This window comes from Secundilactobacillus folii (genome assembly GCF_009720675.1).
In the GTDB taxonomy this organism is placed as follows: Bacteria; Bacillota; Bacilli; order Lactobacillales; family Lactobacillaceae; genus Secundilactobacillus; species Secundilactobacillus folii.
In genome coordinates, this window is the sequence record NZ_WNJO01000002.1 from 231,941 (window position 1) to 245,119 (window position 13,179).

At 46.0% G+C, this 13,179-nt stretch carries 5 protein-coding genes; all 5 read left to right on the forward strand.

Annotated features, from left to right (window positions below):
- The first annotated feature begins 443 nt into the window (after positions 1–443).
- Positions 444–1,607, forward strand: a complete 1,164-nt coding sequence (locus GM612_RS02725) for a 2-isopropylmalate synthase (protein ID WP_155430845.1) — start codon at positions 444–446, stop codon at positions 1,605–1,607.
- Complete coding sequence (gene leuB, locus GM612_RS02730; RefSeq protein WP_155430846.1) at positions 1,607–2,677, forward strand: 3-isopropylmalate dehydrogenase; 1,071 nt, start codon at positions 1,607–1,609, stop codon at positions 2,675–2,677. Before GM612_RS02725 ends, leuB begins: the two co-directional genes overlap by 1 nt.
- Positions 2,658–4,034 (forward strand): 3-isopropylmalate dehydratase large subunit, encoded by a 1,377-nt coding sequence (gene leuC, locus GM612_RS02735; protein WP_155430847.1) that lies wholly within the window; start codon positions 2,658–2,660, stop codon positions 4,032–4,034. Before leuB ends, leuC begins: the two co-directional genes overlap by 20 nt.
- A complete protein-coding gene (gene leuD / locus GM612_RS02740; RefSeq protein WP_155430848.1) occupies positions 4,034–4,615 on the forward strand; it encodes a 3-isopropylmalate dehydratase small subunit in 582 nt (193 codons plus the stop codon). Before leuC ends, leuD begins: the two co-directional genes overlap by 1 nt.
- A gap of 516 nt (positions 4,616–5,131) precedes the next feature.
- A complete protein-coding gene (locus GM612_RS02745) occupies positions 5,132–13,078 on the forward strand; it encodes a mucin-binding protein (protein ID WP_155430849.1) in 7,947 nt (2,648 codons plus the stop codon).
- The last annotated feature ends 101 nt before the right edge of the window (positions 13,079–13,179 follow it).

The window sequence follows — 13,179 nt, forward strand, 5'->3', positions numbered from 1 at the left end:
GATACATTTCATCATTAGTATCTTAAATCGTACAATTAGAATTCCGATACTATATCAAAGAATCCGGAATATATTTCTGAGAAAAAAGAATATCAATAAATGCGCGTGGAACGAGATTCCAGACATTAACGGGAATTTGGCCTGCTTAAAATGAGAAAAATATTAGGAATATTAGAAAACACGTTGTCAGCTCTCATTTAATATGCTAAAGTTTGGCCATACTAAAAACGACGAGGAGGTTACACATGATGACTGTTCAATTTAACAACAACTCAACACTTGCAACCTCTTTATTAGCCTTATTACTATGACTTAGGATTTGACAATGTAACACGTCAAGTCCTATTTGCGTTATGGAATGGGGCTGACGAAACAACACCCCATTCTCTGTGAATGGGGTGTTGTTTTTGGTTAAAATACTAATCCTGAGAGGATGATCCACTATGACAAAACAGATTCAATTTTTTGATACCACGCTGCGTGACGGCGAACAAACCATTGGTGTTAACTTCAGTATTGATGAGAAAGTAGCAATCGCAAAGCAGCTTGAGGCGTGGGGTGTCGACGTCATTGAAGCCGGCTTCCCAGTTGCTTCCGAGGGCGATTTTGAGGCCGTTCAAGCAGTTTCACGCGCCGTGAAGAAGGCCTGCGTAACTGGTCTTGCGCGGGCCCGAAAAGGTGACATTGATGCTTGTGTAAAAGCAACTGCCGATGCCGCCCATAAACAGGTACACGTTTTCATTGCTACCAGTCCGATTCATCGTGATTCAAAATTACATATGACTAAGCAGCAGGTGATTGATACTATCACCGACTGCGTCTCTTACGCCCATCAGTTTTTCGATATCGTTGAGTTCTCACCGGAAGATGCTACCCGGACGGAACCTGATTTTCTCGTTGAGTCGATCAACGCTGCCACTGCAGCTGGTGCTACAGTGATCAATATTCCGGATACGGTGGGCTATACGAACCCCGTCGAATTCGCAGAACTCTTCAAGAATCTCCGCGAAAACGTGACGGATTTTGATAAATACACCTTTTCGGTTCACTGCCATGATGATTTAGGAATGGCCGTTGCTAACAGCCTGGCATCAATTGAAAATGGGGCGACTCGAATTGAAGGCACCATCAACGGAATTGGAGAACGTGCCGGCAACGCAGCGTTGGAAGAAGTTGCGGCTGCCATGTACGTTCGTAAAGATTACTATGATGCTACTAACAACATTAATATGAAGGAAACTAAGCGCACCAGCGAGATGATCAGTCGATTTGCTAAGATGCCGGTGCCGCATAACAAGGCGGTTGTCGGTGCCAATGCATTTGCCCACGAATCAGGGATCCACCAAGACGGCATGCTGAAGAATCCACAGACTTATGAAATTCTGACGCCTGAAAGCGTTGGCGCCCAAAAGACGACCCTGCCCCTTGGTAAACTTTCTGGTTCACATGCGGTGATGACCAAGCTAAATAAAATGGGTTACGATGTCGACCGTGATGATATGAAGACGATTTTTCCACGGTTCAAAGATAAGGCCGACCATACCGACATTGTCTCCGAAGATGATTTGCGTGTGATCATGGATCAATACAACGAGGTGAGCGCCTAATGACAGCACAGATCACAGTTCTTGCCGGTGACTACATTGGACCAGAGATCATGGCAGCAGGGCTGAAGGTTTTAGCCGCTGTCAGCGAGGGTCAAAACTTCGACTATCAATTACATGAGATGCCATTTGGCGGTGCTGGCATTGACCAAGCCGGCGACCCCTTACCAGCCGAAGCACTGCAAACTGCCCAGAAAAGTGACGCCATTTTGTTGGCAGCAATCGGCGGGCCAAAATGGGATGGTGCGCCTAAGACGCCAGAGCAGGGACTGTTAGCGATTCGAAAGGCACTGAATTTATTTGCAAATATCCGACCAACTGAAATTAGTCCGGCTATGCAAAAATATTCACCAATTAAGAACACTGAACCGGTTGATTTTGTCATCGTCCGTGAGTTGACTAGCGGTATCTACTTTGGTCAGCCACGAGAAACGACTTCGGAGTACGCACTGGATACGATGCGCTACACCAATCAAGAAATTGAACGGATCACGCGAGTGGCATTTGACATGGCAATGAAGCGCCGCAAGCACGTCACGCTGGTAGATAAGGCCAACGTGCTGGATACCAGTAAGCTCTGGCGAAAAATCGTCGCTCAGATTGCCACTGAATATCCAGCAGTCACCTACGACACCAGTTACGTCGATGCAGCTTCAATGAAAATCATTGCTTCGCCAAGTCAATTTGACGTCATACTAACTGAAAACCTCTTCGGCGACATTTTGAGTGATGAAGCGGCACAGATCACCGGTTCACTGGGAACGATTCCCTCGATGAGCCGGGGCAGCAATGGGCCGTCGCTATACGAACCGATTCACGGGTCGGCGCCAGACATTGCCGGGCAGGGAATCGCTAACCCGATCTCAATGGTGAAGTCAGTGGCCATGATGCTGACCCACTCGTTTGATCGAGCCGACCTCGCGAAACAAATCAGCGATGCAGTTGATGCGACTGTTGAATCAGGCGTTGTCACACCAGACTTGGGCGGTAACGCAACCACCGATGAGATGACCAGTGCAATTATTAATCATATTAAGGAAAGCAGGCATTCATATGAGCCAGACCATGTTTGATAAAATTTGGAACCAGCACGTGATTACTGGAAATGCAGGGGAGCCGCAATTGATCTACGTCGATCTGCACTTACTCCACGAGGTGACTTCACCGCAGGCCTTTGAAGGGTTGCGCGAAAATCACCGAAAAGTCCGTCGAACCGACAAAACCTTCGCGACGATGGATCACAACGTACCGACGGAAGATATCTTTAACGTCAAAGATAAAATTTCTCGTCTGCAGATTGATACCTTAGGGAAAAACGCGAAGGAATTCGGCGTTCGCCTAGCTGGTATGGGGGATGAAGACCAGGGAATCATCCACGTTATTGGCCCGCAATTGGGATTAACGCAACCGGGGATGGTTATCGTTTGCGGGGATTCGCACACGGCTACTCACGGCGCATTCGGTTCCATTGCATTTGGCATCGGGACCTCCGAAGTTGAACACGTTTTGGCTACGCAAACGATTTGGCAGACTAAACCAAAGACGATGGGGATCCACGTTCATGGTGAGCTGCCCCACGGGATCTACGCTAAGGATATCATTATGGGATTGATTGCGCGTGAAGGGGTATCATTTGGAACGGGCTACGCGGTTGAATTTTACGGGGATACGATCGACCGGATGAGCATGGAAGAGCGCATGACCCTGTGTAACATGTGTATCGAAGGCGGTGCCAAAATGGGTGCGATGAAACCAGATCAAAAAACCTTTGATTACGTGGCGGGTCGAAAGTATGCTCCAAAGAACATGGAAAAGGCTATCCAGTATTGGCAGCAATTCTACACGGATGATGAATCGGCATTTGATACCACCCTTGATATGGACGTTACCGAACTGGCACCGTTCGTATCTTGGGGAACCAATCCCGGGATGGCCGTTCCGGTTGACCAACCGTTTCCGGAAATCAAAAATGAGGATGATCGTAAGGCGTATGAATATGTTGGCTTACATCCAGGTCAAAAAGCGCCGGAAATTCCAATTGAATTTGCCTTTTTTGGTTCATGTACAAATGGTCGTTTGTCTGATTTGAAGATTGCGGCATCGATCCTCAAGGGTCATCACATTGCGCCGCAAGTCACGGCCTTAGTTGTACCGGGGTCACGGACGATTAAACACGAAGCCGAAAAGTTAGGCCTGGATAAGATCTTTAAGGATGCGGGCTGTGAATGGCGAGAACCTGGTTGTTCAGCTTGTCTTGGCATGAATCCTGACCAAGTGCCGGCCGGCGTGCACTGTGCCTCAACTTCGAACCGGAACTTTGAGGGCCGTCAAGGGGCAGGATCACGAACCCACCTGGCCAGTCCGGCAATGGTTGCTGAAGCAGCCATCAATGGTCACTTTGTTGATATTCGAAAGGTAGGCGTTGCATAATGGAACCGATTACCACAATTACAGGCACTTCAGTACCAATCATGAAAGATAACATTGATACCGATCAGCTAATTCCCAAGCAATTTTTGAAAAATATTTTAAAGGTTGGTTATGGTCGCCATTTATTTTTCGATTGGCGTTATAACAAGGATGGCTCGCCAAACGCGGATTTCATTTTAAATCGGCCGGAACGGCAAGGTGCTGAGATCTTGATCGCGGGGGATAATTTTGGCTGTGGCTCTTCACGTGAACACGCCGTTTGGGCACTTAAAGATTACGGCTTTAAAGTGGTGATTGCGGGTGGCTTCAGTGATATCTTCTATATGAACAGTACGAAGAATGGCTTCCTAGCAATCAAGCTGCCACGAGACCAGCGAGAGACATTAGCGGCCGCACCAGCGGATGCCAAAATTACCGTTGATCTGCCTAATCAGGAAGTTCGTTATGATGGCCAAACTTTTCCGTTTGATATTGATCCATTGTGGAAGCATAAGTTCGTTAATGGTTTGGATGATATTGCGATTACGATGCAGTATGAAGATCAGATTGAAGCTTACGAGTCAAAGATCCCCCAGTTTTAGAAATCCAGTTGAACGGATCAACTAAATTCGAATTAAATAAAGGGACACTATATTAAATTATGTCCCATTTAACGTCTAAACGTCCTTGTTGTTTTTGATGAACAGCAAGGACGTTTTAGTGCAGTTGACTTTTTAATGATTAGATTTTAATTTTTTCATTAAATTATCAGGCGTTACCGAATTTTAGAAATCTTTTTTATAGTTGAGTTTCTAGGAATATTGATCTATAGGTTGATACTTCTTTTATCAGCTTACCAAAAAATTTCAAAAAAAGGTAAAAAATTAAAAAAGTTGGGAAACAATACATCTATACAATCAGAAAAAATTGTGCCATTATATACCCGGATATTTGATTTTTGTAAATCGTTTAGGGCGTTCATTAGATTGTTAATCACGATGGATGGACTAAATAGATTGTCATTCGCAAGTGTTTAAGAATGGATGTTTTAAAGGGATTTTAACTTTCAGCGTTAAGCTTTGAGTACTGGCGATTAGTATGGTAGGGGGGATTACCAGATGGTTGGAAAAAATAATCAACAGAAGTTAATCGATTCAAATGTTAGGGAGCATTATAAAGCATATAAGGTTGGAAAAAAATGGGTCTTTGCGAGCATTGCTAGCCTGTCACTGAGTGCGGCTTTGTTTTTGGCTGGCGGTACAACAGCCTTTGCTCAAGATAATACCGTGAATACTGGCACCAACGATACGACAGAAAGTACACCTAATTCTAAGTTAAGTGGGTCGAGTGTGAAGCTAAGCAGTGCGGCCGATTCTAGTCAGACGGATTCAGCAGCTCATGCTAACACCAATTCTCAGGGTGCAGATCAATCAGGTACAGCAGAGAATAAGGGCACTGGAAATACTCAGGCTAATCAAAATTTAACCTCAGCTGCAGCAAAAAGCACCGCGGCAGCTCAGTCAACGCCAACTGCTTCAGTTTTCGATTCAGCTGATACAGACAGTCAGCAACAGACAGTTCAACCGGGCAAACAGTCAGGGACTGCAGATCAACAGACTGCTCAGTCAGATCCGCAATCAGGGGCGTCGAATCAGCAGACAGTGCAGACTGATACACAGACAAAAGGTACCAGTCAGGATGCCAATACCAAGACGCTGGTTGAACCAACTGCCAGTGAACTTCAAACAGCGAAAAACCAATCTGCACAAGTATACACGCAAACTCTTAAACCACAGACGGTCATTGCCGTTGGTGATTCAGATACTGAGGCGTCACTAACGTTGAGCTCTCCTGGCGTTGGGTATGGGACAACTAATCCTAACGATCAACTTGTTGCGACTTTCAAAGTGACCGCTCAACCAGGTGATAAGTATGTGATTACTTTGCCGGCTGCCACACAGGTATTTAGTTACAAATCGGTTGATCCATTGGCTGCAGCTGTTGGGACAACAGTTGTTGATACACCTAAAAATGGGCCAGTTACCATTACTGATACCTTTAATGTTGCAACAGTAACCACTCAGTTGATCAAGATTGGTTTAAATGATAATTATCTTGCCCAATGGCAGGCCATGGATAATGTGGGTAAAACGGTCACCGAAACGATAACCTGGTCTGCAAACGGTGGTGATCCGGTGCCGGTTACGTTTACTCAAACGATTAAACCAACCGTTAATCTAACTGGTGTGACACAGCTGTTTCCTGACGCAGGTAGTGTTCCCGAGCTACTACCAAATACGAACTATGTTTTTAGTTTGGCAGTCAACGAAGCTAACGGTGTTAAGGATGGTGGTTCAACAACTTCTTTAGTAAATCTTGATGATAATTATGGTGGGACGACGGTGACGATTCCGGTGCCAGCCGGGTTCAAACTTGATGAGACAAACACTGCAAAAATTAATAGTTTCTCCGCTGGTCATCCTGACAAGACAACCATTACACAACCAGGCGGAGCAGGCACCGATTTGATTATTAATGTTCCTGTCGGCAGTGGTACTGAAAACTGGCGCAATGAAGGCCCTTATAAAATTATTGGTTCTTTTGATATCACGCAACCAGCTACCGATACCGATTATACTGCTGATGGCGGGCCCGCCTTCAGTCAGATCATAAACTCAGACGGGGATAAATTAACCGCAACTGCTGCACCTTGGAAGGTTACTATTCTTGGTGTCAATTCGGGTGGTTCAGCCATTGGGGCTGGTAAAGCAACCGTCTCAGCACATGCTTCAGAGGCTCAATTATTGCTCGATAATGACCCGACGGATGATCCAACTTATCTATCAAGTTTTGGGTTTATGATGAATGCAATTCAAGATACCAGTGACGCTACGATTACAATTAAGATTCCAGATGGACTTGATGCAACTGGCATTCAGACGCCAACTTCAGATGTCAATCCGAAGGTCTATCTGCCTGGGACTACTAGTTACTCATACGTTTTGACCCTAGCTGATGGTTCAACTGAAACGGGGACGGTGAACGCTGGTGACAAGGTGGTTCCTACTAAGTCGTCATCCATTAGGACACTCGTATTGACGCCGAACCAACTTGCTCCAGGGGCAAATACTGAAACGGCTGTCGGGTATGATGTCACTAAACCGGTTACCGGTCCATATCAAAATTTAATTGTTTATGGTAATTTGGCACAAACTTATGATAATGGTGATCCAGTTAAATATGGAGATACTTTAACTTCATCGATTGCACTCTCAACTTCTAAATCAGATGCTGCGGCTGATACTGTGTCAGCAACGATTGTTCAAACTGTCGTCGAAGATAGTTCTTATGGAATAGGATATGCAAAGCAGTCAAGCACTACCCCAGGTGAAGAGGGTGGGAACTTTTATGTTCAAGGCGGTAATTACGGTCAGGTTTCGAAAAAGATTTTTGAACCAATTTTCTACTTTGTTTTACCGACTGCCGTTGCTGTTGATGGCACGCCCACTGCCTTACCGGGAGCCAAAATTAGTGAATTTAAATCTAATGATGGCCATACTGTCGTTAAAATTGACTATACGGGTACTGGTATTACTGTGAATACGGATGATGCAAGTAAAAATGGTAATATCAATGTCGTCAATAACCCCGATGCACTTCCAGGTTCATACCCGTATTTGATGTATATCGTATCGCCAACCACTAAGCTTACCAATAAGACTCGAGTTGAGAACACTTCATATACTGAAGGTAATCAGAATGCCTTTTTGATGCAAAATGGTTCCGGAAACTGGCAAATTGTGACTGCTAGTTCGTTTTTTAACACATCATTGGCACAGGGTAACACTGATCCTGATCCTGTAGCTGCTGGCAAGAGTGATGATCAAGGGTCTTCAACGCTAACCTTTTATGATAATATTCTTTATCTTGCTCTTGAGGCCAATGCCAAAGATAGTCAGGCATCAATAGCGATTAATCTGCCGACAATTGGTGATGCGAAGGGGTCACAGTACACCTTTAATTTAGACGGTCCAATCACTGTCCCAACTAATTATACGGATGTCAGTGGGACTGGTACGGCCATTAATCCAACAGTCCTTTATTCGACGAAACCACAAACGATGCTTGGAACTGAGACTGCACCTGATTTAACGGGTTACGTTCCGGCGTCAGAGGTTAAAGATTGGTCAACAATTCGCTCCGTAATTGTTCAAATTAAAGATATTAAGGCCAACAGTTCAACGGGTCGAATTGCCTTAACTGGGACCACGGCTGAACCGTTTGCTACTCAGGCGGGTAAAACCGGATCCCTCCAAACGGCATTTTACGGTGATGGTGCGAAGGTCAGTCTTGGTGGCAGTCAAGACGCATCGATCAAGATAATCGGGGACTCCACTATCCAGGCTCGCTATCACTATGTTGACCAAAACGGTAAAGACCAATATGTAGCTCTCGACGATTTAAAACAAAAACTAAATGATAATGTTGATGTGTTTAAGAATGACTATCCGACGAAAGTGACGGACTTTTCGGCAGCTGACCAAGCACTTATTCCAGCCGGCTATTCATTGGTTCAAGATTCAGCAGGTAATGTTGACCCGAAAATTATCGATGGTACTGGAGACGGCTCTGCGATCTTTGGAACAGTTGCTCAATATTTCTATGATGGCGATTTTGTTCAATATGAGCTGGAAAGCAACATTAGTGCAACGGTTAATTATGTTGATGATGATAATGGGGGCGCAGTGGTCGGCTCGGGTGTCGAGTTGAACGGTGCAGCAAATGCGACATCAACTTGGAACCTCGGCAAGGTGCCAGCGGGATACGTTTTGGTTGATAATCAGCCAAATGTTTCAGTGAATAGTGATACGAAAGACGTTACTGGGACATATACGTTTACTACTGATCCAAAACAAACAATAAATGTTCACTTGACCCACCATGTCTCACATGGGACTGTCCAAACGACACGGACTATTAATTATTTACTGAATGGTTCGACAACCCAAGTAGCTGATCCTACTATCCAAACAATTACTTGGAATTCCAGCACCGACGATATTACTGGGGCGACTGTCTATACGGCCCAAAATCCTTTTGGACCACAAAATACAGCGGTTGTTCCTGGCTATTCTGCAAAGTTAGCTGAGGTAGCCGCAGAATATCCAGATGCCACAACTACGAAGCCAACCGACAGCAGTGTTGATGTTTACTACACCGCAGATCCACAAACCTTGAAGGTGACCTACGTCGATGATTCGGATGGGTCCACTGTTAAGACAGATAGTGTTAATGGTGAAACAAATGGGACTGGAACTTATACCGCAGTCGTGCCCGCGAAGTATGAATTAGCCAAAGGGCAATCAAGTACGGTGCCATATACGTTAACTACTGGGATAAATGCTATCACCATTCATTTGACCCACCACTTTACGACAAGTGCTGCAACCACGACCCGAACCATCAATTATTTGTTGAACGGGACGACAACACAGTTGGCGGATCCAACAGTTCAGACGATTACCTGGGCTGTTAGGACTGATGATGTGAATGGTAATACTGTCTACACGGCTCAGGATCCTTATGGTCCGCAAGCTACGGCAACTGTTGCTGGCTACACCGCAAAATTGGCTGAGGTAGCTGCAAATTATCCAGATGCCACAACTTCGAAGCCAACTGACAGCACTGTTAATGTATACTACACTGCTGATCCGCAAACCCTGGCGGTGACCTATGTCGATGATACCGATGGTTCCACTGTTAAGACTGACAGTGTTAACGGTGAAACTGATGGCACTGGAACTTATACCGCAGTTGTGCCTGCTAAGTATGAATTAGCGAAGGGTCAAGCTGCTACTGTACCGTATACGTTAACTACTGGGACAAATGCCATCACAATTCATTTGACCCATCACTTTACGACAAGTACTGCAACCACGACCCGAACCATCAATTATCTGCTGAATGGGACGACAACGCAGTTGGCTGACCCAACGGTTCAGACGATTACCTGGGCTGTTAGGACTGATGATGTGAATGGTAATACTGTCTACACGGCTCAGGATCCTTATGGTCCGCAAGCTACGGCAACTGTTGCTGGCTACACCGCAAAATTGGCTGAGGTAGCTGCAAATTATCCAGATGCCACAACTTCGAAGCCAACTGACAGCACTGTTAATGTATACTACACTGCTGATCCGCAAACCCTGGCGGTGACCTATGTCGATGATACCGATGGTTCCACTGTTAAGACTGACAGTGTTAACGGTGAAACTGATGGCACTGGAACTTATACCGCAGTTGTGCCTGCTAAGTATGAATTAGCGAAGGGTCAAGCTGCTACTGTACCGTATACGTTAACTACTGGGACAAATGCCATCACAATTCATTTGACCCATCACTTTACGACAAGTACTGCAACCACGACCCGAACCATCAATTATCTGCTGAATGGGACGACAACGCAGTTGGCTGACCCAACGGTTCAGACGATTACCTGGGCTGTTAGGACTGATGATGTGAATGGTAATACTGTCTACACGGCTCAGGATCCTTATGGTCCGCAAGCTACGGCAACTGTTGCTGGCTACACCGCAAAATTGGCTGAGGTAGCTGCAAATTATCCAGATGCCACAACTTCGAAGCCAACTGACAGCACTGTTAATGTATACTACACTGCTGATCCGCAAACCCTGGCGGTGACCTATGTCGATGATACCGATGGTTCCACTGTTAAGACTGACAGTGTTAACGGTGAAACTGATGGCACTGGAACTTATACCGCAGTTGTGCCTGCTAAGTATGAATTAGCGAAGGGTCAAGCTGCTACTGTACCGTACACGTTAACTACTGGGACAAATGCCATCACAATTCATTTGACCCACCACTTTACGACGAGCACTGCAACGACTACTCGAACGATCAATTATCTGTTGAACGGGACGACAACGCAGTTGGCTGACCCAACGGTTCAGACGGTTACTTGGGCTGTTAGGACTGACGAAGTTAATGGTAATACTGTTTACACGGCTCAGAATCCTTATGGTCCGCAAGCTACGGCAACTGTTGCTGGCTATACCGCCAAATTAGCTGAGGTAGCCGCAAATTATCCAGATGCCACAACTTCGAAGCCAACTGACAGCACTGTTAATGTATACTACACTGCTGATCCGCAAACCCTGGCGGTGACCTATGTCGATGATACCGATGGTTCCATTGTTAAGACTGACAGTGTTAACGGTGAAACTGATGGCACTGGGACTTATACCGCAGTTGTGCCTGCTAAGTATGAATTAGCGAAGGGTCAAGCTGCTACTGTACCGTACACGTTAACTACTGGGACAAATGCCATCACGATTCATTTGACCCACCACTTTACGACGAGCACTGCTACGACAACTCGTACCATCAATTATCTGTTGAACGGGACGACAACAAAGTTGGCGGATCCAACAGTTCAGACGGTTACCTGGGCTGTTAGAACTGATGATGTCAATGGCAATACTGTATACACGGCTCAGAATCCTTATGGACCGCAAAATGCAGCGGTTGTTCCTGGCTATACCGCAAAATTAGCTGAGGTAGCCGCAGAATATCCAGATGCCACAACTACGAAGCCAACTGACAGCAGTGTTGATGTTTACTACACCGCTGATCCGCAAACTCTGCAGGTAACCTATGTGGATGATACGGATGGCTCAACCGTTAAGACTGATCACGTAAATGGTATTACAGACCAAACTGGCAGTTACAGTGTGACGGTTCCTGCCGGTTATCTGCTCGCAAATGGTCAAGCAAACACGTTGCCATATACTTTGACAGCTGGCAACAACTCACTCACCGTGCACTTGACCCACCACATTACTGATTCAACGATGCAGACTACGCAAACGGTGGACTACCTGATTCAGGGCACCACAACGCCGCTGAAAGCACCAACTTCCCAGACCATCACGTGGAACGTGGCCAAGGATGATGTCACTGGTATATCTACCTACACGCCGGAGACACAGTATGCCGCGACCAGCGCACCTGCATTTGACGGGTATATTCCTTCTACCTACGAAGTAACGGCTTCCACACTGACTGCCACGACGAGCAAGCCAAACAATAGCGTTGAGACGATCTTCTACGGGCCGGTGCAGGAGGGTCTGACTGTCAAATACATTGATGACCCAACCGGCAAGCTAGTGAAAACTGAACAGATGGGTGGTTCTAATGGTACGACATTAACAATCGATCCAGTGGCACCTGCTGGTTACGTATTGGCAAATGGCCAACCAACTGAGCTGACGTACACGCTGACACCTGGCGATAATGCGGTCACCGTGCACTTGAATCACCACATTACTCATACCAATTGGGTTACAACTCGCACGATCCACTTTGTCGATCAAAATGGTAATCAAATAGCTGACCCAGTCACACAAACCTTAACCTGGAACGTTTCAACCGATGATATCACTGGCCGGACCGTTGCAATTCCTCAGGGTGGCTACGCAGAATATCCTGCCAAGGACATTAGTGGTTATACGGCCACCACTGCGGGTATTCCAGCTGATGACTTGTATCCAGTTATGGGTGACGATGTGCACAGTTCTAATGTTTACATTGTTTACACAGTTAATCCAACGACGCCGGTTACACCACTAACTAATGGTGGTGAAGGCACCGATGGTCAGCCAGACGTCAATCAACCTGGTGGTGGCACTGATGAGACTCAGCAACCAGGAGAGGGTGAGGATCAAAATGATGATCAGCACCCACAATCTGGTCAGAACAATGATCAAAATGGGGCTCCAGGTCTGCAATCCGGTCAAGAAAATGCAACTGGTGAAGAATCAGGCGCTGAGATGGCTTCTGCTGAGAACAGTGGGGCAAAAGCCCGCGTTAAAGCTGATATGAGTCAGAGTGCTTCCCGTCAGTCTCAAGCCGCTGCAAGTAAGGGCGAAAAGTTACCTCAAACCAATGAACATGAGAATCACTCATCGCTTATTGGTCTGGCATTACTAAGCGTCATGAGCTTGCTTGGACTTGCTAAGCGTAAGAAGCATGAAGAGTCATAATGTTACACGTGAAACAAAGCGAGTGTGACAAAACTCGTAGCGAAAAAGGGGATTTCCACTTGGGAAATCTCCTTTTTTGACGCTATAAGGCCAGAATCTAA